The following is a 17,787-nucleotide window of genomic DNA, read 5'->3' on the forward strand; positions in this document are numbered from 1 at the left end:
TTTGGCACGATCAGCCCCACCCCTCGCGCGGCCGGTCAGGCGAGCGCGGCGGCCAGATGCTCGGCGGTGCGGGAACCGGAGGCCGTCAGCAGGTCGGCAGGGGTGCCCTGGAACATCAGGCGGCCGCCGTGTCTGCCGCCGCCCGGCCCGAGATCGATGACCCAGTCGGCCCGTTTCACCACCTCGATGTGGTGTTCGACCACGATGACCGTGTTGCCGGCGTCGACGATGCGGTCGAGCAGGTCGATGAGGGTGGCGACGTCGGACAGGTGCAGGCCGGTGGTGGGCTCGTCCAGGACGTAGACGGCGCCGGTCTTGGTGAGCTCGCCGGCCAGCTTCATGCGCTGGCGTTCGCCGCCCGACAACGTGGAGGTGGGCTGGCCCAGGGTGAGGTAGCCCAGGCCGACGTCGACCAGGCTGGTGACGCGGTCGCGGATGGCCGGCTCGGTGAAGAACGCCGCGGCCTGCTCGGCGGTCAGGGCCAGGACGTCGACGATGGTGTGGCCGCGCAGCCGGTGCCGCAGGACCTCGGGGTTGAAGCGGGTGCCGCCGCACATCTCGCACACGGCGGTGACCGGGTCCATGAAGGCCAGGTCGGTGTGGATGACGCCACGGCCCTCGCAGGCCGGGCAGGCGCCGGTGGAGTTGGAGCTGAACAGGCCCGCCTCGGTGCCGGTGGCGCGGGCGAACAGCCGGCGGATCGGATCCAGGACGCCGATGAAGGAGGCCGGGCTGGAGCGGGCCGAGACGTTGACGGCCCCCTGGTCGACGACGACCGCGCCGGGGTGCTGGGCGGTGAACACCTCCCCGACGAGCGTCGACTTGCCCGACCCGGCCACACCGGTGACGCAGGTCAGGACGCCGGCGGGAATGTCGAGGGTGAGGTGGTCGAGGTTGTGCAGGGCGGCGTCGGTGATGGCCAGGTGACCGGTGGGGCGCCGCACGGCGGTCTTGAGCGGGGTGCGGGCGCGCAGGTGGCGGCCGGTCAGGGTGCCCGAGCGGGCCAGCCCCTCGACGGACCCCTGGTAGACGACGGTGCCGCCGTGCGGGCCGGCGCCGGGCCCGAGGTCGATGACGTGGTCGGCGACGGCGATGACGTCGGGGTCGTGCTCGACCACCAGCACGGTGTTGCCCTTGTCACGCAGCGCCTGGAGCAGCGTGTTGAGCCGGCCGACGTCGGCGGGGTGGAGGCCGGCGCTGGGCTCGTCGAAGACGTAGGTCATGCCGGTGAGGCTGGAGCCGAGATGGCGGACGGTCTTCAGACGCTGCGCCTCCCCGCCGGACAGGGTGGTGGTCTCGCGGTCGAGGGTGAGGTAGCCCAGGCCGATCTGCTCGATGCGGCGCAGCGCGGCGGCCGCGGTGTCGGCGACGGGGTTGCCGAGCCCGGCCAGGACGGCGATGAGGTCGGTGACCTCCATGGCGGCGTGGTCGGCGATGCTGTGCGGGCCGATCCTGGTGGCCAGCGCGGCCTGGTTGAGGCGGGCGCCCCGGCACTGGGGGCAGGTGCCCTCGGTGACGAAGGCCAGGACGGCCTGGCGGGTCTTGTCGCTCAGGCCCGACAGGTCACGTTTGAGGTAGAGGCGGGTGAAGCGGTCGGCGACGCCTTCGTAGTCGACCTTGTTCAGGGTGCCGTTCTTGCCGCGGACCTCGACGGTGAAGCCGCCGCCGTGCAGCAGCAGGTGGCGCTCCTGTTCGGTGTAGTCGGCGACGGGTTTGGCGGGGTCGAAGGTGCCGGAGCGGGCGTAGATCTGCCACTGCCAGGTGCCGACCCCGAACAGCGGGAAGCGGATGGCGCCGTCGTCGAGGGACCTGCCGGGGTCGAGCAGCGCGTCGAGGTCGAGGCGCACCGCCCGGCCGAGGCCGTCGCAGCCGGGGCACATGCCGTGAGGGTCGTTGAAGGAGTAGGCGTAGGTGTAGCCGGCGCTGGGGGTGCCGTAGCGGGAGAACAGCACGCGCAGGATCGGCAGGATGTCGGTCATGGTGCCGACGGTGGAGCGCGAGCTGCCGCCGACCGGCTTCTGGTCGACGACGATGGCGGCGCCGAGGTTGTCGATGGCCTCGGCCTCGGGTTTCTCGTGTTTGGGCAGCCGGTTGCGGACGAACCAGGAGTAGGTTTCGTTGAGCTGGCGCTGGGACTCCACGGCGACGGTGTCGAAGACGACCGACGACTTGCCCGAGCCCGACACGCCGGTGAAGACGACGAGCCGGTTCTTGGGGATGCGCAGGGACAGGTTCTTGAGGTTGTTCACGCGCGCGCCGGTGATGACGATGCTGTCGTCCATGCTGTCGACCATGCTGTCCTCCATGCGGTCACGCTAGCGACAGGCGCCGACAGTTTCCGGGAAGGGGCGAGGTGGCCGAGCAGACGGCGTCCGGGGTCGGGCCGGACCGGGTGGACCTGGTGTACGAGCGGCTGGGCCACCGGGCCGCGCCCCCCGTGCTGCTGATCATGGGAGCGGGCGGTCAGCTGATCAACTGGCCCGACGGGTTGTGCGCCGAACTGACCGGGCACGGCCTGCAACTGATCCGGTTCGACGGCCGAGACTGCGGGCGCTCCACCCACTTCGACGCCGCCGGCCGGCCGGACTTCGCCGCGGCGCTGGCCGGAGACCTGTCCTCGCTGGCGTACACGCTCACCGATCTGGTCGCCGACACCGTGGGGCTGATGGACATCCTGGGGCTGGACAACGTCCACCTGGTGGGCGCGTCGCTGGGCGGCATGATCGCCCAGGCGGTCGCCGTCGCCCACCCAGGGCGGGTCAGGTCACTCACCTCGATCATGTCCACGCACGGCGACCGCATGACACCGCCGCCGCTCCCCGGCGCCGCGCCCGCCTTCCCGGGGCCGCCGCCGACCACCCGCGAGCTGTACGTGGCGCGGATGGTGGCCGGGGCGAGCGCCGGCGGCGTGGCCGCCGACCTGGAGGCGGTGCGGGCCGTGGCCGGGCGGGCCTGGGACCGCGGCTGGTCGCTGGCCGGCATGTTGCGGCAGGCGGCCTCGGTGATCGGGTCGGGCGACCGGCGGGAGGGGCTGGCCGGGCTGGCGGTGCCGGCGCTGGTGATCCACGGCGCGGCCGACGCCGTCGCCGACCCCGCCTGCGGGCGGGCCACGGCGCAGGCGATCCCGGGCGCGGAGTTCCTGCTGGTCGAAGGGATGGGACACGGGTTCCCGCCAGGGGTGTGGCGGCAGGTGAGCGCCCGGATCGCCGCGCTCGTCCACCGGGCCGAGCGACACGAACCGTCATGAGGACGGGCGGATCAGGCCGCTCTCGTAGGCGAACACCACCACCTGGGCGCGGTGACGCAGCCCGAGCTTGAGCAGCACGCGGCTCAGATGCGTCTTGACCGTGGCCTCGGCCAGATGCAGGGCCGCGGCGACCTCGGCGTTGGACAGGCCGCGCGCCACCTGGACGAGCACGTCGTGCTCGCGGGCGGTCAGCAGGTCCAGCAGCCGGTGCTGTTCACGGGGGCCGGGGGTGAGCTGGGGGGCGAACCTGTCCAGCAGGCGGCGGGTGACGCGCGGCGACAGCACGGCCTCCCCGGCGGCGACGTTGCGGATCGCGCCGAGCAGGTCGGCGGGCGGGGTGTTCTTGGGCAGGAACCCGGCCGCGCCGGCCTTCAGCCCGGCGAAGGCGTACTCGTCGAGGTCGAAGGTGGTCAGGATGAGCACCTTCGAAGCGGGACAGTCCCGGACGATCCGGCGGGTGGCCTCGATGCCGTCCAGACCGGGCATGCGGACGTCCATGAGCACGACGTCAGGGCGCAGCCGGCGGGCCAGCAGGGCGGCCTGCTCGCCGTCGGCTGCCTCGCCGACGACGTGCAGGTCGGGTTCGGCGTCCAGCACCATGCGGAAGGCCATGCGCAGCAGCGCCTCGTCGTCGGCGATCAGCAGCCGGACGGTCATGGCACCTCCGGGCCGGACAGCTGGGGGCCGGTCAGATGGGAGCCGGTCAGGTCGAGGCTCATGGCGCGTCCGGGCCGGTCGCGCGGGGGCCACTCCTGTGAGGGCTGGTCGTGTGAGAGATGGCCAGGTGAGGGCTGGTCGTGTGAGGGCCGGTCAGGTCGAGGACCGCCGCGACGCGCCAGCCGCCGCCGGGGGCCGGGCCGGCGTGCAGGGTGCCGTCGTAGGCGGCGACGCGTTCGCGCATCCCGGCCAGCCCCCGCCCGGCGGGCCGCGGGGGCGCCGGGCGGCCGCCGTCGTCGCTGATCTCGATGTCGGCCCGCCGCCGGGTCAGGCGTACCTGGACGTGCGCGCGGGCGCCGGGGGCGTGTCGCAGCGTGTTCGTCAGCGCCTCCTGGGCCAGCCGGTAGAGGGTGAGCTGCGCGGCGGCTGGGACGTCGGCGGGATCGCCGTTGACCTGCAGCCGGGTCGGCAGGCCGGCGGCACGCATCCGGTCGGCCAGCGGGCCGAGATCGGCGATACCGGGCGCCGGGTGCAACGGGGCGCTGCCGAACTCCTGCCCCTGCCCGATGCCTTGCCCGATGCCTTGCCCGATGCCCTGCCCGGCGACCTGCCCGGCGCTCGGGCCAATAACCTGGTCGGCGCCTCCCTCAGCGCCTCCCTCAGCGCCTCCCTCAGCGCGTCTGCCGGTGCCTCCCTCAGCGCCCTGGTCGGTGCTGAGGGAGCGGCGCATGTCGCGCAGTGCCTGCCGGCCGGTGTCGGCGATCTGCGCCATCGCGGCCACAGCCTGACCGGGCGCGCGGTCGTGGACATAGGCGGCGCTGTCGGCCAGCGCCACCATGACCGACAGGTTGTGGGTGACGATGTCGTGCATGTCGCGCGTCATCCGGGCGCGTTCCTCGGCGACCGCCAGACGTGCCCGCTGGTCGCGGTCGCGTTCCAGCGAGGCGACGTAGGCCCGCCGGGTTCGCGCCCACCGGCCGGCGGCCAGCGCGGCGGCCGACATCGCGCTCAGCGCCGCCACCGTCAACGGCATCCGGCCCGGCGGCGCCCACCGCGCCGCGGCCGCCACCACCCCGGCCTCCAGCACAAAAGCGGCGGCCAGCGTCGCCCACCACGGGCGACGGGCCGCCACCGTGTAGAACGCGACCAGCAGCGCCGCGTCGGCCGGAAGCTGCACCCCCATGGCCCACTGCACGGCGGCCGCGCCGCTGATCGCGCACAGCACCAGCAGCGGGGCACGTCGCCGCCACACCAGCGGCGCCACCAGAGCCACCTGCAGCGCCAGCACCGCAGGACCGCCCTCGGCCACCCGGCCCGGCCCCAGCGTGACCACGAAGATCACAGCGGCCAGCAGCGCGTCGGCAACCACAGGCGGCACCGAACCGACCACCGAACCGACCACCGAACCGACCACCGAACCGATCACCGAGCCGACCGTCGAGCCGACCGTCGGACGGATCTCTGAGCCGACCGTCGAGCCGATCCCCGGGCGGCCCCTCAAGCCCCGCACAAAGCCCCTCACCGAGCGAACCACTGGGCGGCCCGTCGAGCCGATCGTGGAGCCGATCCTCGAGCGGGGCGTCGCAGTCGGACGGGCGGCCGGAGTCATGCGCCCACCCTAAAGGCCGCGCCCCGGCGCCCCCCATCCTCCGCAAGGAGGAACATCCGGGCCCCTCATCCGAAAGTCGTACCCGCAGGTCAGCCCGTGGCCGCTGGTCCGCCCGCGAGCTCGCCTGCCAGCCTCGGACCACACCCCCCGCCTTCCCTTCCCGTTCGAGGAGAACACCGGCATGCCCGTGAAGACGTACGCGGCCCCTCTGGCCGTCGCCGCCCTGGCCCTCACGCCCGCCACCGTCCCCCTGCACGCGCAACAGCAGCAGCAGGCGCGGCAGGCGGTCACGGTCGCCCTGCCCGCGCCCGGCGGCCCCCACCCGGTGGGAACCGTCGCCCTGCGCCTGGTCGACCGCTCCCGCCGCGACCCCCTGGTGCGGTCGAAGCCGTATCGCGAGCTGATGGTCAGCCTGTGGTACCCGGCCCAGAGCGGCGCGCAGCCGCTCGCCCCCCACATGGCGCCCCTGGCTGCCGCCGACTGGGACCGCCGCTCCGCGCCGCCCATGGGCATCGCCAAGGGCGCCGTCGACTGGGCCGCCACCCGCACCGCCGCCCGTTCCGGCGCGCCGGTCGAGCGCGGTGCGGGCCGGCTGCCCGTCGTGCTGTTCGGCTCCGGGGACGGCGGGCCGCGCACGCTGGGCACCACGCTCGTGCAGGACCTGGCCTCGCGCGGCTACCTGGTCGTCACCGTGGACCACACCTACGAGGCCGACCAGGTGGAGTTCCCGGGCGGGCGGGTCGTGCGCGCGCTGCCGCTGCCGGCCAAGCTCACCCCGCGCGTCATCGCGGCGCTGCTGGAGCGGCACGCGCGGGCGCGGCTGGCCGACATGCGGTTCGTGCTGGACCAGGTCACGGCCCTGGGGCAGGGACGGGCCATCCAGGGACGGGCCGCCGGCGGGGAGATGCCCGCCGGGTTGCGCGGCGCGCCCGACCTGACGCGGGTGGGGGCGCTGGGGCAGTCGCTGGGCGGGTCGGTGGCGGCCCAGCTCGTCCACGACGACCCGCGGGTGGACGCCGGGGTCAACCTCGACGGCGGCTACGTCGGCCCGGTCGCCGCCACCGGCGTGGCCAGGCCGTTCCTGCAGCTGGCGGCCCAGACGCACACACGGGACAACGAGCCGAGCTGGAAGTCGTTCTGGCGGGCCTCGACCGGGTGGAAGCGGGAGCTGCGGTTCAAGGGCGCCGCGCACGGCTCGTTCACCGACCTGCAGGCGCTGCTGCCGCAGATCGCCGCGGCGCTGCCCAAGGCACAGTCCGAGGCCCAGCCCGAAGCACAGGACGGCGAGCAGGACGGGAAGCAGAGTGCCGTGCCGGTCGCCGACTTCGTCGGCACGATCGATCCGCAACGGTCGGTGGCGGCCCAGCGCGCCTACGTCGGGGCGTTCTTCGACCTGCACCTGCGGGGCAAGCCCACCCGCCTGTTCCAGGAGCCCGACAGCCGTTTCCCCGAGGTGTCCAGCATCCCCTGACCCCCAGCCCGCTGGGAGACCCACCCCGGGGCGATAACAATACCGGTATAAGTATCGTGCGGGTGTAGGGTGGGGGCATGGTGCGATCCCCGCTGACCCCCGAGGAGCGGCTGCGCGGCGAGCAGCTCGGCCACGTGCTGCGCCAGGCCCGAGGCGAGCGCAGCATCGTCGAGGTCGCCGCCGCGGCCGGCATGTCCGCCGAAACCCTCCGCAAGATCGAGACGGGGCGCATCGCCACGCCGGCGTTCTTCACCATCGCCTCACTGGCCGACGTCCTGGGCATCTCCCTCGACCGCCTGGCCGTCCGCGTCACCCCCGCCCGCACCTGACCCACCCGTCGGGGATCAGTCCGGGCCGCGATCAGTCCGGGCCGGGATCAGCCCGTACGGGAGCGGCGCACCTCCTCCAGCACGTCCTGGATGCGGCGCCAGGCGTCCTCGGCCGAGGCAGGGTGGAAGGTGTCACGCTCGTCGGCGGCGAACCCGTGGCTCGCGCCCGGATACACCACCGTCTCCAGCCGCTGCGCGATCGCCCGCTGCTGTGCGCCGTCGATGATCGGGTCGTCGGCGCCGAGCAGCACCACCAGCCGCCCCGGCGCCCGCGCGGCCCGCTCCAGCGTCGGCTCCGGCCGGCTCAGCGGCAGCTCGGTGCCCGTCAGCCAGCCCGGGTACAGCGCCACCGCCGCCGCCAGCCCCAGCTCCCCGGCCACCGAGCACACCACGTGCCCGCCCAGGCTGAACCCCACCGCCGCGGCGGGCCCGGCGCCCACGCGCCGCAGGTGCTCGGCCGCGGCACGCGCGTCATCCAGCACCTGCTCCCGGCGCAGCAGCCAGGCCAGCTCCAGCCCCCGTTCCCGGCCGGCCGCATCGGCCGGCAACTCCACCACCCGCCCCGGCGGGCCACCCGTCACCGCATCCACGGCAACCGGAACCCCCGCCTCGCCCCGAGGAGCCTCCGAAGGCGCGGGGGAGGGCCGCAGCTCGTGCCGGTGGTTGAAGTCCGGCACGACGGCCGCATGCCCCAGCCCGGCCAGCCGGTCGGCCATCCGCCGCGCGTACCCGCTCACCCCGAAGATCTCACCGGCGACCAGCACGCCCACGGGCCGCCGCACCCCCACGGGCAGGGCCGTGTAGGCCGCCATGCCCGCGATGTCCACCCATCCGGTGGTGATCTGTCCGTTCACGCCGCAGACTCAACCAGCTCCCGGCCGCCCCGGGCCAATCACGACACCGATGGCCGCCATCACGACCCCGATCACCCAAGGTGGCCGGGGCTCTGTCGGGACGGCTTGTCCCGCAGCAGCGGGTGCGACCGCATCGCCACCTCCAGCTCCCCGGGCAGCTCGTCACGGTAACGCCCCAGCGTCGACAGGTCACTGTGCCCCAGCACCCGCCGCACCGCGTCCATGTCGACCGCGTCGGCCAGCAGGTGCGTGGCCGTGGTGTGCCGCAACCCGTGCGGCGTCACCGAACGCCGCTGATCGGGATCGACGTGCCGCTGCACCCGGTCGATCACCGCCTGCACGTCGCCCCGCGCCAGGCGCCGCCCCCGCCACGACAGCAGCAGCGCCTTGCCGTCCTCGGCGCCGGCCACCTGGCCCCGCCCCCGCGCCAGGTAGGCCTGCAACACCTCGGCCACGTCGTCGGGCAGCGGCACGTCACGCGTACGGCCGCCCTTGCCGAAGATCCGCCAGTAGCGCACCCCGTCGTTGGTGTAGAAGTCCTCCACGTTGGCGCGCACCAGCTCCGACACCCGCGGCCCCACCGTCGACAGCAGCAGCACGATCACCGCGTCGCGCAACTGCATGCGCTGGTCGCGGCGCTTGCCCTCCTGCTCGGGCGCCTCCCGCAACTGCCGCGCCGCGCCGATCAGCCCCTGGGCCTGCTCGCGGGTCAGCGCCCGCCGCTCCGGACGCAGCCCGCCCCGCTGCTTGGCCGTCACCGTCGCCGCCGTCATCGGGTTGATCTGCACCCACCCGGCCAGCGTGGCGTGCTTGAACAACGCCGAGATCGACCGCCGGAACCGGGCCTGCGAGGACGGCGACTGCCCCGCCCCCGACCCGCCCGCCTGCCGCGCGTCGGGCTTGCGCGCGAACGCCAGCAAGATCGCATCGACGTCCTCGCCGGTCAGGTCGTCGAGCACCACGTCGGCGCCGGCCAGCGCCACCAGCGTGGCCACGTCACGCGCGTAGACCTCGGCCGTGGCCGGGGACAGCGCGCCCGTCGACGTCTTGGCCACCACCAGCTCCACGTAGCGGTCAGCCGCCTGTCCCACCGTCAACCTGTCCAGCTCCGCGGGCCGCACCGGCTCCCCTCCTCACATCTCGGCGACGCACCGAACGCACCCGCCCGCAGACGATGCCGCCTGCGGGCGCGTGCCGCCTGCAGAGGAGACGGTAGCGGCCGCCACCGACGAAAATCAGATGTCGCGGAAGGTCTCGATCCGCGCGCCCAGCGCGTTCAGCCGCTCGGCCAGGTCCTCGTAGCCGCGGTTGATCACGTACACGTTGCGCAGCACCGACGTGCCCTCGGCGGCCATCATGGCCAGCAGCACCACCACCGCCGGGCGCAGCGCCGGCGGGCACATCATCTCGGCGCTGCGCCACCGCGTGGGCCCCTCCACCAGCACCCGGTGCGGGTCCAGCAGCTTGACCGAGGCGCCCAGCCGGGTCAGCTCGGTCAGGTAGATCGCCCGGTTGTCGTAGACCCAGTCGTGGATCAGCGTCGAGCCCTGCGCCGCGGCCGCGATCGCGGCGAAGAACGGCACGTTGTCGATGTTCAGCCCCGGGAACGGCATCGGGTGGATCTTGTCGATGGGGGAGACCAGCTTGGAGGGCCGCACCGTCAGGTCGACCAGCCGGGTACGGCCGTTGGCCGCCCAGTACTCGCCCGTGCGGTCGCAGTCGAGCCCCATCTCCTCCAGAACCGCCAGCTCGATCTCCAGGAACTCCACCGGCACCCGGCAGATCGTCAGCTCCGAACTGGTCACCACCGCCGCCGCCAGCAGGCTCATCGCCTCGACCGGGTCCTCGGAGGGGGAGTAGTCGACGTCCCGCTCGATGGAGGCCAGCCCGTGCACCGTCAGCGTCGTGGTGCCGATGCCCTCCACCCGCACGCCGAGCTGCTCCAGGAAGAAGCACAGGTCCTGCACCATGTAGTTGGAGGAGGCGTTGCGGATGACCGTCACCCCCGGATGCCGGGCCGCGGCCAGCAACGCGTTCTCCGTCACGGTGTCGCCGCGCTCGGTCAGCACGATCGGCCGCGCCGGGGCGGCGCCGCCGTCCACCTTGGCGTGGTAGAAACCGCCCGTCGCGGTGATGTCCAGCCCGAAGTGCTTCAGCGCCGACATGTGCGGCTGGACGGTACGCGTGCCCAGGTCGCAGCCGCCCGCGTACGGGATCTGGAATTCCCCCGTACGGTGCATCAACGGCCCCAGGAACATGATCACGCTGCGGGTACGGCGCGCCGCCTCGGTGTCCATCGCCTCCAGCTCCAGCCGAGCCGGCGGCACGATCTCCAGGTCGCTGCCCTCGTTGATCCACCGCGCCCGCACCCCGATCGAGGCCAGCACCTCCAGGATCCGGTAGACCTCCTCGATCCGCGCCACCTTGCGCAAGATCGTGCGGCCGTTGTTCAGCAGCGACGCGCACAACAGCGCCACACACGCGTTCTTGGACGTCTTGACGTCGATGCTGCCCGACAGCCGGCGCCCGCCCACCACCCGCAGATGCATCGGACCGGCATACCCCAGGGACACGATCTCGCTGTCGAGCGCCTCCCCGATCCGGGCGATCATCTCAAGACTGATGTTCTGGTTGCCGCGCTCGATCCGGTTGACCGCGCTCTGACTCGTCGCCAGCGCATCGGCCAGCTGAAGCTGCGTCCAACCGCGATGCTGACGCGCATCCCGGATGAGCCGGCCGATCCGCACAAGGTAATCATCTGCCACAACACACGACCATATCTCACATATGAGATGCCGCCGCGACCGCGGGGCCCGACGCGCCGGACAGCTCCCGATGACCCGCCAGATGCGGGGGAGTGGCCTGCGCCCGCGCCTTGCCCACGAACGCCCGGCGCGCCGCCCGGAACCCGTTGCGGTCGTCGAACATGTCCCGGCTCATCTCCGCCAGCTCCTCGGCCCGGTAGGCGTCCAGCGGCTTGCGCCGCTCGTCGGCCTCACGCGCCTGCCGCCGCGCCGCCAGCAACGCCTCATACGAGGGGTCCTGGGCCAGCCGGTGCGCGTAGTCCACCACCCGCCGCTCGAACTCCTGCCGCGACCCGCCCACCACCCGATCGGCCAGCCCCAGCTCCACCGCCTCGGCGGCCCCCACCGGCAACGCCCGCCCGGTCAGCTCCGCCGCCGCCTGCGCCCCCACCCGCCGCGGCAGCACGTACGTCCAGAACTCGCTGCCGAACAACCCCATCGTCCGGTAATGCGGATTGAGCACCACCGGCTCCCGCACGATCACCCGGTCGGCGCCCAGCCCCATCATCACCCCGCCCGCCCCCGCGTTCCCCGCGATCGACGTCACCACCAGCTGCGAGGTGCACCGCACGATCTCCCGGCACACCGCGTTGATCGCGTTGATGTTCATCCACGCCTCCAGCTCCGGATGACGTGCCGCCTCGATCACGTTCAGGTGGATGCCGTTGGAGAACACCTCGCCACCCCGCACCACCAGCACCCGCGTGTCCTGCGCCGCCGCGTACCGCAACGCCGCCGCCAGCCGCCGGCACTGGTCGGTGGACATCGCGCCGTTGTAGAAGTCGAAGCTCACCACCCCGACCTCCTCGCCGCGCTCGTAGGTGATCTCGCTGTAGCCGGCCCGCTCACCCACACCCGCCAGCCGCTCACCCAGCACCATCGTCGCCGGCAGCTTCACCCCGCCGCCTTCCTGGCCCGCCCCCGCCTCCAGTCGCAGGTGGCCCACCCACACCGTCCCCTGACCGGTGTGCACCAGCACCGCACCCTCACGCCGGGCCGCCACCGCCCCCGGCGTGCCGGCCAGATCGGGACCCCGGTGCACGTCGAACACCCGTACCGGCAACTCGCACAACCGGGCCCGGCCGCCCGGCGCGCCGTCGGCCGCCCGCACCACCCGCACGATCTCCTCGGCCGGCTGCTCCCAGGAGAACTCCCGGTCGGCGTGCCGCATCGGCCGGCGCAGCCGTCCCGTCACAGCGGGGGAGCGGTAGTCCAGCGGCGTCGGCGTGAACAACGGATCGGCGGCCTTGCCCGCGACCTCCGCCACCAGCTCCACCGCCGCGTCGGCCACCGGCCCGTTGTACAGCGCCGACTTGCGCGGCGGCTCCGAGGGCATCGGGAACGTCCGCCACCCCCAGATGGGGCCGGCGTCCATCTCCTCCACCGCCTGCAGCGCCGTCACACCCCACTCGCGCTCGCCTTCGGCGATCGCCCAGTCCAGCGAGGACGGCCCCCGGTCCCCGGGCGGCCCCGGATGGATGATCACCGTACGGTGCCCGCGCCACAACGCCTCCGGCACCCGCTCCTTCAGGAACGGGCAGATGACCAGGTCCGGCTTGACCAGCTCGGCCGCCTCCACCATGACCCGCTCGGAGATCGCCAGCTCGACGCTCACATCATGGCCGGCCCGCCGCAGCTCCAGCCAGGCACGCTGGGTCAGGCCGTTGAACGAGGAACACAGGAGCAGGATGCGCAACGCGGAACTTCCTTCACCGAGACGTCAAGGGGAGCGGGCAGGGGAGAGGCGTCAACCGATCGCGAGCCGGCGAACACCACCGGCATCGGCGTCAACGGCAGTCCCACAAGGCCCAGGCATCTCTAGATGTTGACACGAATCGCCCACCGATGCTGACAAATCACCGCAGACAGCCCAGCTGAGCAGCCAAATTGCCCCGATATGCCCGAAAAAATGCTGGCGGGGGAGACACCTCAACCCCGACCAGCAAGACACAACCCACCACAATGGATCACATGGACACCCGCGCCGCCGCCCAGCACTTCGCCGACACCTGGCAACACGGCTGGACCCACCACGACACCACCGCCATCATCGCCCTCTACAGCGACGACGCCACCCACACCAGCATGCCCTTCCGCCCACCCCACCACGGAAAAGACGCCATCGCCGACTACATCCGCCAATCCTTCACCGGCGAAAGCGACCCCCACGTCACCTTCACCACCCCCATCGTCGACGGCGACCAGGCCGCCATCGAATACCGGGTCCACGCCCTCGACAACGGCCACCCCATCACCCTCGCGGGCTGCGTCTTCGCCCGCTTCAACCCCGACGGCCTGGCCGTACAGACCCGCGACTACTGGCACACCACCCCAGGCCACCGATAAGCAGAGAAATCAGCGCCGCCCCATCGGCACCGGCGCCACCACACCCGGCGACACACCAGGCGCCGGCAACGGACGCGCCACCTGCCGCGTCTCCTCCACCTCCGCCACCTCAGCACGCCGCTCGGCGTGCCCACCCCCGCAATACCCGTTCGTCAGGATCAACCGCCCCCGCAGCGGGGTGTACGCCTCCCTGTCCGAAGCAGGCAGAACCCCCTGACACACCGGACATAAAACCGACTGGTTCCCCACGTGCTGCTCCTCTCGCTGAGCGAATGGCAGGAGCTCTACCCTAAATCCACCGAACATGACAAAGACAGTGAATCAACACGCCGTCAAAGCCCCCGTCAGCCACCGCAGAAGCCCCACCACACCACCACATCACCCCACGAAACCCCAGATCGCACCCGCATTCCAAAGCGCCCGACAAGATCACAATGAAGGCGGAAACACCCGAAAAAAACTTCTCACCAACCCCACAAGCAACGCCCACGGCACCCACCACAGCCCGCCACCGCTCAACCACCCAGCCTCGTTCGCGGGCTACGCTCCGCCCATGGGCAAGTTCCTCGCCGTCCTCAACGGCACGGCCGACGACACCGACAAGGCAACACGGACGCGAAAACCGGATACGCGATCATAGAGGCCGAAACACACGAAGACGCGGCACAGCTCTTCAGCAACCACCCTCACATCACACTGATGCCAGGCAACTCCATCGAAGTCCTGGAGTGCCCACCCACCCCGTCCTGAAAAGCGTGCACGCCCGGCACCGCAGGCGGGCGATCAACCCCCTCACGGGATGAACAACGACCCACTCACCCCCACCGGCTCCCACAAGCCGAGCGCCCGCAGCAGATTCCTCGCCAACGCCCGATGCCCGTACTCATTGGGATGGCACCCCGACCCCATCCAATGCTCGCCACCATCCCAGGCCGCATGATGATCCACCAACACATCCGCCTCCAGCGAGCGCACCACCTCGGCATAAGCCGGCAGATCAGCCCAGCCGGACTCCGGCGCCCGATTGGGCGTCTGAAGCACCACCTTCGCACCCGCCTCCCGCACCCGGGAGACCACCGCGGCATAGTCACGGGCAAAAGCCGAAAGACCCGCCGCCCCGGCCACACAGTCATTGAGCCCGAACATCAGCACCACCACATCAGGCCGATGACGCAACACCGCGTTCTCCACATCGAGCTGCGAGACCTTCTGACCACTCACACCCGTGTTGATCACCACATCACCGGGCCGATTCAGCTCGAACCGCACCCGCTCGGCGAACAACTGCGTATAGTCACGCCACCCGAACGTGTGCAACGCCCCCTGAGTCACGCTGTCACCCGTGAACAGCCACACCGTGCCCATCCGCCGACCACCCCGCTCACCAACGCCCGAAGACAACATCGCCCGAAGCGTAGACGATCATCCACTGGTCACCATGCGGGGGAGTAGCGCAAGGAACCACCCAGGATGCGCATCGTTGGACAACCACCAACAAGTAGCGCGCCGCCGCACCTCGACCTCGTCCAGAAGCGGAGGCGAACCCCGGACATGGGCGGTAGAAGCGGGTAGCTCGTCCTGCCCACACGCAAAGGCCCCACCGGCGGGGATCACGACAACGATCCCGGCTCCGACCGAACAGTCCAACGCATCAGACCACTGCCGGCTCGACCACGACGACCCACCACCCTCGACCGGATGCGCGGAGGAGGCCCTCGATCCGGTCTACTTGACATAATGTTCATTATCGAGCAACCAGTCGACGCCACGACCCGGCAAAAACACGCCGCATGAACAGTCACCGGCCGGGCAGATTTCCACCATGCCCAGCCTGACGTCCAGCCAGCTCCTCGCCGCCCCGCCGGCCCTGGCCGCCTCGACGGCCGGCCTCGTCGCACTCACCGCCGTCATCGTCGCCGCCGTCATCTGGCTGATCATTCTGGCCGTGCGATTCACCAAAAGCCCCCGCAACCGCCCCAACCCCAGCGTCGACCTGGTGGACCAGGCTCGGGAGCTGAAGGCGCTCGGCCAGATCAAGGAAGCCGTCTTCCTGGTACGCGGCGAGACCGGCATGAGCCAGCGTGCCGCCTCCCGCTTCGTGAACCGCCTCTAGCCGGACAAACTGCTCATACCGTACAGAACGTGGATTCTGTGTGGTTTGGGTAATCCGTCCGCAAAAGGGCTGGTCGTGCGGCTCTGGAGATCCCGGTGATTACGCACGGCGGTCGGACGGCTGCTCTATGCTGTCGGGGTGCGGGTGTGTGAATAGGGGGCGTGAAACCCCTCCGGCCTCGGCGGGGCCGCCTTGGTGCAGGGGTCGGCGGCCTCGGCGTGTGTCACCGGCCGCACGGTCCACGGTCCACTCCCCTCTTCCGATGCCGGGCATGTGAGAGCTCGGGAATGGCGGCTTTGTCGTGAATACCCCGGACCCCCTCGGGTGTGTGTCCCTCCCCCATCTGCTCTATGTCGATCACCAGTTGCGCATCACGTGCTGCCCGATGCCGGGTCCGTCGATCATCCGGTTGGTGGGCGAGGTGGACGCGACGAATCAGGTGGCGCTGGCCGAGGCGTTGGGCCGGGCGCGGCGGATCGACGAGTCGCTGGTGGTGGATGTGAGCGGGCTGGCTTTTCTAGGGGTGGAGGGGGCGCGGTTGCTGGTGATGTCGTGCCGTGCGGGGCGTACACAGTTGGTGGGGACGCCGCCGCATGTGTTGCGGTTGTTGCGGGCGATGGGGTGGACGGGTGGTCAGGGGGCGTAGGGGTGGGTGGCGGTGACGGCGGTGACGGGGAGGGGGCCGTAGAGGTGGGGGTAGCCGTTCTCGGTGCGGATGTCGAGGCCGGTGGGGTCGATGTCGAGGACGAGGAGGGGTTGGGTGACGGCGGTGTAGTAGGTGTCGTGGACGGTGCGGAGTTGGGTGTGGTCGTGGCTGAGGTGGATGAAGCCGATGTCGTCGAGGGTGTGGCCGAGGGTGGAGATGCGGTACTCCCCTGCTTGCTGGGCGTGTTCCCAGTCGGTTTGCAGGGCGAGGTGGTGGACGACGGTCATGGTTTCTCTGGTCCCTTCGCCTTTGGCGATCTCATTGTCGAGGAGGGTGGCTTGGTGGCGCATGGGGTTCAGTGGTTGCCGGCGAGGTTGAGGACGATGACGCCGCCGATGATGAGGAGGATGCCGCTGATCTTGGGGAGGGTGAGGGTTTCGCCCATGAGGGTGGCGCCGATGAGGGCGATGGCGGCGGTGCCGGCGCCGGACCAGATGGCGTAGGCGGTGCCCATGTCGAGTTGGAGTTTGAGGGCGCGGACGAGCAGGACGAAGGAGGTGATGTAGCCGGTGGCGACGGCGATGGTCCAGCCGATGTGGGTGAGGCCGTTGCTGAGTTTGAGTGCGGTGGTGGCGAGGACTTCGGAGGCGATGGCGAGGGTGAGCAGGATCCAGGCCATGGGGTTCCTTCGGGGTGTGGGGTTGGTGGGTTCCGCTTGAAAAGGTAGTCGAATGCGTGTTCCACTGGTTGGGTGGGTTGGGATGCGCTGGCGCTTGTGGAGGCGGTCGATGAGCGGCCGTTGATCGAGCGGCGGGCGGTGGTGCGTGACGGTTTTTATGAGACGCAGGCCCGTACGGTGATCGAGCGGGTGCCGGGGAGTGCGGGCATCGTCGAGCGGTGGGCGGTTTCGCCTTATCGGGGTTGTGTGCATGCGTGTCTGGGGTGTGGGGCGCGGGCGGGTCATCGCAAGCTGGGGTTGGATGCGGGGGCTGATTTCGATTCGCGGATCGTGGTCCGGGCCAATGTGGTGGAGCGGTTGCGGTCGGAGTTGGGGCGGTGGGAGGGTGAGCCGCTGGCGGTGGGGGTGGCGGGTGATGGTTATCAGCCTGCTGAGGAGCGGTATCGGTTGATGCCGGGGGTGGTGGCGGCGCTGGGGGCGGCGGGGGTGCCGTTCACGGTGTATACGCGTAGTGCGCTGGTGTTGCGGGATGCGCGGGTGCTGGCGCGGGCGGGTGCGCGGGTGGCGGTGTCGATCGCGTTCGTGGACGAGCGGATCAGGCGTGCGGTGGAGCCGGGTGCGGTGGGGGCGCAGGCGCGGTTGGAGCTGGTGTCGGCGCTGGTGGAGGCCGGGGTGGAGTGCCGGGTGTTGATGGCTCCGGTGTTGCCGTTGCTCAGTGATGCGGCTGATCAGTTGACGGCGACGGTGCGGCGGATCGCGGGTGCGGGGGCGGTGGCGGTGGAGCCGGTGGTGTTGCGGTTGCCGCCGGGGACGCGGCAGTGGTACATGCGGTGGTTGGCTGGGGCGCATCCGCATCTGGTGGAGCGTTATGAGGAGCTCTACGATCGGGCGGGGTTTCCCTCTCCTGGCTATGAGCAGCGCATTACGGGGCAGATCGCGCAGTTGTGCCGGGTTTATGGGATGCGGTGCGGTGCGCCGGAGCCGGTGGGCCGGGGGCCGCGGGCGGCTCAGTTGTCGCTGGTGTGAGGCCCT

At 71.4% G+C, this 17,787-nt stretch carries 17 protein-coding genes; 7 read left to right on the forward strand and 10 right to left on the reverse strand.

The window, feature by feature from the left end; genetic code table 11:
- Positions 1-35 precede the first annotated feature (35 nt).
- Entirely contained in the window at positions 36-2,306 is a 2,271-nt protein-coding gene (locus AB0J71_RS19580) for an excinuclease ABC subunit UvrA (protein ID WP_364415269.1), read from the reverse strand.
- Between the two features lie 47 nt (positions 2,307-2,353).
- Between AB0J71_RS19580 and AB0J71_RS19585 the strand changes: the two genes are divergently transcribed.
- Complete coding sequence (locus AB0J71_RS19585; RefSeq protein ID WP_364415271.1) at positions 2,354-3,247, forward strand: alpha/beta hydrolase; 894 nt, start codon at positions 2,354-2,356, stop codon at positions 3,245-3,247.
- Here the strand turns inward: AB0J71_RS19585 and AB0J71_RS19590 are convergent.
- Both AB0J71_RS19590 and AB0J71_RS19595 read right to left on the reverse strand, forming a co-directional pair.
- On the reverse strand, positions 3,242-3,904 hold the full coding sequence (locus AB0J71_RS19590) for a response regulator transcription factor (RefSeq protein WP_352328864.1): 663 nt from the start codon (positions 3,902-3,904) through the stop codon (positions 3,242-3,244). The two genes, AB0J71_RS19585 and AB0J71_RS19590, sit on opposite strands and share 6 nt — an antisense overlap.
- 58 nt (positions 3,905-3,962) lie before the next feature.
- Positions 3,963-5,405, reverse strand: a complete 1,443-nt coding sequence (locus tag AB0J71_RS19595; protein WP_364415273.1) for a histidine kinase — start codon at positions 5,403-5,405, stop codon at positions 3,963-3,965.
- Between the two features lie 289 nt (positions 5,406-5,694).
- Between AB0J71_RS19595 and AB0J71_RS19600 the strand changes: the two genes are divergently transcribed.
- Both AB0J71_RS19600 and AB0J71_RS19605 read left to right on the forward strand, forming a co-directional pair.
- Positions 5,695-6,984, forward strand: a complete 1,290-nt coding sequence (locus AB0J71_RS19600) for a lipase (protein ID WP_364415275.1) — start codon at positions 5,695-5,697, stop codon at positions 6,982-6,984.
- Between the two features lie 77 nt (positions 6,985-7,061).
- Positions 7,062-7,313 carry a helix-turn-helix transcriptional regulator gene (locus AB0J71_RS19605; protein ID WP_352326035.1) on the forward strand — a complete coding sequence of 84 codons (252 nt, stop codon included), beginning with the start codon at positions 7,062-7,064 and terminating at the stop codon, positions 7,311-7,313.
- Positions 7,314-7,360: 47 nt separating this feature from the next.
- Here the strand turns inward: AB0J71_RS19605 and AB0J71_RS19610 are convergent, their stop codons facing one another.
- The 4 genes from AB0J71_RS19610 to AB0J71_RS19625 form a co-directional block, all read right to left on the reverse strand.
- On the reverse strand, positions 7,361-8,167 hold the full coding sequence (locus tag AB0J71_RS19610) for a dienelactone hydrolase family protein (RefSeq protein WP_352326034.1): 807 nt from the start codon (positions 8,165-8,167) through the stop codon (positions 7,361-7,363).
- Positions 8,168-8,238: 71 nt separating this feature from the next.
- Positions 8,239-9,288 carry a tyrosine-type recombinase/integrase gene (locus AB0J71_RS19615; RefSeq protein ID WP_352326033.1) on the reverse strand — a complete coding sequence of 350 codons (1,050 nt, stop codon included), beginning with the start codon at positions 9,286-9,288 and terminating at the stop codon, positions 8,239-8,241.
- Between the two features lie 114 nt (positions 9,289-9,402).
- A complete protein-coding gene (locus AB0J71_RS19620) occupies positions 9,403-10,932 on the reverse strand; it encodes a UDP-N-acetylglucosamine 1-carboxyvinyltransferase (RefSeq protein WP_352326032.1) in 1,530 nt (509 codons plus the stop codon).
- 16 nt (positions 10,933-10,948) lie between these two features.
- Entirely contained in the window at positions 10,949-12,667 is a 1,719-nt protein-coding gene (locus AB0J71_RS19625) for an enoyl-CoA hydratase-related protein (RefSeq protein WP_364415277.1), read from the reverse strand.
- A 275-nt stretch (positions 12,668-12,942) separates the two neighbouring features.
- On the opposite strand from AB0J71_RS19625, the gene AB0J71_RS19630 reads away from it, so the two are divergent.
- Positions 12,943-13,317, forward strand: a complete 375-nt coding sequence (locus AB0J71_RS19630; protein WP_352326029.1) for a nuclear transport factor 2 family protein — start codon at positions 12,943-12,945, stop codon at positions 13,315-13,317.
- 792 nt (positions 13,318-14,109) lie between these two features.
- On the opposite strand, the gene AB0J71_RS19635 is transcribed toward AB0J71_RS19630, so the two are convergent.
- Positions 14,110-14,682, reverse strand: a complete 573-nt coding sequence (locus tag AB0J71_RS19635; RefSeq protein WP_364415279.1) for an SGNH/GDSL hydrolase family protein — start codon at positions 14,680-14,682, stop codon at positions 14,110-14,112.
- A 457-nt stretch (positions 14,683-15,139) separates the two neighbouring features.
- Between AB0J71_RS19635 and AB0J71_RS19640 the strand changes: the two genes are divergently transcribed.
- The gene (locus AB0J71_RS19640) at positions 15,140-15,430 is read left to right on the forward strand and encodes a hypothetical protein (RefSeq protein ID WP_364415281.1); all 291 of its coding nucleotides are present in this window, start codon (positions 15,140-15,142) and stop codon (positions 15,428-15,430) included.
- Positions 15,431-15,758: 328 nt separating this feature from the next.
- Positions 15,759-16,076: an STAS domain-containing protein gene (locus tag AB0J71_RS19645; RefSeq protein ID WP_352326025.1), complete on the forward strand. Its 318-nt coding sequence runs from the start codon at positions 15,759-15,761 to the stop codon at positions 16,074-16,076.
- On the opposite strand, the gene AB0J71_RS19650 is transcribed toward AB0J71_RS19645, so the two are convergent.
- Positions 16,064-16,363 carry a DUF952 domain-containing protein gene (locus AB0J71_RS19650; protein WP_364415283.1) on the reverse strand — a complete coding sequence of 100 codons (300 nt, stop codon included), beginning with the start codon at positions 16,361-16,363 and terminating at the stop codon, positions 16,064-16,066. The genes AB0J71_RS19645 and AB0J71_RS19650 overlap by 13 nt on opposite strands.
- A gap of 68 nt (positions 16,364-16,431) precedes the next feature.
- Positions 16,432-16,755 (reverse strand): multidrug efflux SMR transporter, encoded by a 324-nt coding sequence (locus AB0J71_RS19655; protein ID WP_364415285.1) that lies wholly within the window; start codon positions 16,753-16,755, stop codon positions 16,432-16,434.
- 96 nt (positions 16,756-16,851) lie between these two features.
- Between AB0J71_RS19655 and AB0J71_RS19660 the strand changes: the two genes are divergently transcribed.
- Positions 16,852-17,781, forward strand: coding sequence for a radical SAM protein (locus AB0J71_RS19660; RefSeq protein WP_352326022.1), 930 nt, complete (start codon positions 16,852-16,854; stop codon positions 17,779-17,781).
- Positions 17,782-17,787: the final 6 nt, after the last annotated feature.

It is taken from the genome of Nonomuraea sp. NPDC049637, from assembly GCF_040675235.1.
Classification (GTDB): domain Bacteria; phylum Actinomycetota; class Actinomycetes; order Streptosporangiales; family Streptosporangiaceae; genus Nonomuraea.

Coding starts and splice junctions, on each gene's coding strand:
- AB0J71_RS19580 (WP_364415269.1), bottom strand. CDS start 2,306: ATGGAGGACAGCATGGTCGACAGCATGGACGACAGCATCGTCATCACC.
- AB0J71_RS19590 (WP_352328864.1), bottom strand. CDS start 3,904: ATGACCGTCCGGCTGCTGATCGCCGACGACGAGGCGCTGCTGCGCATG.
- AB0J71_RS19600 (WP_364415275.1), top strand. CDS start 5,695: ATGCCCGTGAAGACGTACGCGGCCCCTCTGGCCGTCGCCGCCCTGGCC.
- AB0J71_RS19605 (WP_352326035.1), top strand. CDS start 7,062: ATGGTGCGATCCCCGCTGACCCCCGAGGAGCGGCTGCGCGGCGAGCAG.
- AB0J71_RS19630 (WP_352326029.1), top strand. CDS start 12,943: ATGGACACCCGCGCCGCCGCCCAGCACTTCGCCGACACCTGGCAACAC.
- AB0J71_RS19635 (WP_364415279.1), bottom strand. CDS start 14,682: ATGGGCACGGTGTGGCTGTTCACGGGTGACAGCGTGACTCAGGGGGCG.
- AB0J71_RS19640 (WP_364415281.1), top strand. CDS start 15,140: ATGCCCAGCCTGACGTCCAGCCAGCTCCTCGCCGCCCCGCCGGCCCTG.
- AB0J71_RS19650 (WP_364415283.1), bottom strand. CDS start 16,363: ATGACCGTCGTCCACCACCTCGCCCTGCAAACCGACTGGGAACACGCC.
- AB0J71_RS19655 (WP_364415285.1), bottom strand. CDS start 16,755: ATGGCCTGGATCCTGCTCACCCTCGCCATCGCCTCCGAAGTCCTCGCC.